Below are 938 nucleotides of genomic sequence, written 5' to 3' on the forward strand. Positions count from 1 at the left end.
GTGACAGGCACTAGTGATGCACCTGACAGCACCATCACGGTGACGTTTACAGATGCAGCAAATGCTACTCAAAGCATTGATGTACAAACCGATGCCAATGGTAACTGGAGTGCGACACCAACAGGTACATTAGCTGAAGGTAATTACAGCGTCAGCGCCAGCATCACCGATGCGGCAGGCAACACAGGTACAGGTACAGACAGCGGCGAAGTAGACGTAACTCCACCGGCACTTGCCTTTACACCAACCTTTGAACTTGGTTTATTGGTTACCCTAAGTGGGACGTCTGACTTGCCAGCAGGCAGTGAAATTACTATTACCGAGCAACTGGTAGGCGGTGGTATTGGTGCAACATATACCACTACAACAGATGCGGATGGCAACTGGTCATTAGTCGGATTAGATGTATCGTTACTTGATGTTGGCTCAGTGATCGCAACAGCGACCGATGCCGCAGGTAATACCCGTACAATTAGCTCAGATGACTTTGATAATACACCGCCTACGCTGACGGTTGACGTTGCAGCACAAAGCGACAGCAACACGCCAATCATAAGCGGCACAAGTGATGCGGGCGAAGGTGCACAAGTGACGATAGTCGTTACCGACAGCAACGGCAACCCACAAACCATCACCGCCCTTGTTGATGCGGATGGTAATTGGAGTGCCACTCCAACCACACCATTAAGTGAAGGTCAAAGCACCATCGAAGTAAGTGTACGCGACAGTGTTGGCAACGAAACTACAGTGAGTGATACCACCACTATCGACACGCAAGCGCCAATACTCACCATTCAAAACGTAGGCGATGTTAGCGACTTAACACCAGAGCTTCAGGGCACCAGTAATGAAATTGGTGGCACTGTTACACTCACCATCACCGACAGCGCAGGCGCTGTGCAAACCATTGAGACCCTAGTTGGCAGCGATGGCCACTG

Annotated in this window: 1 protein-coding gene; it reads left to right on the forward strand. The window is 50.5% G+C overall.

The window, feature by feature from the left end; all coding sequences use genetic code 11:
• On the forward strand, window positions 1–938 hold a 938-nt coding region (locus H5087_RS19985; RefSeq protein ID WP_182673146.1), incomplete at both ends, for an Ig-like domain-containing protein.

Origin of the sequence: Pseudoalteromonas sp. SR43-7, from assembly GCF_014163785.1 — a bacterium.
In the GTDB taxonomy this organism is placed as follows: domain Bacteria; phylum Pseudomonadota; class Gammaproteobacteria; order Enterobacterales; family Alteromonadaceae; genus Pseudoalteromonas; species Pseudoalteromonas distincta.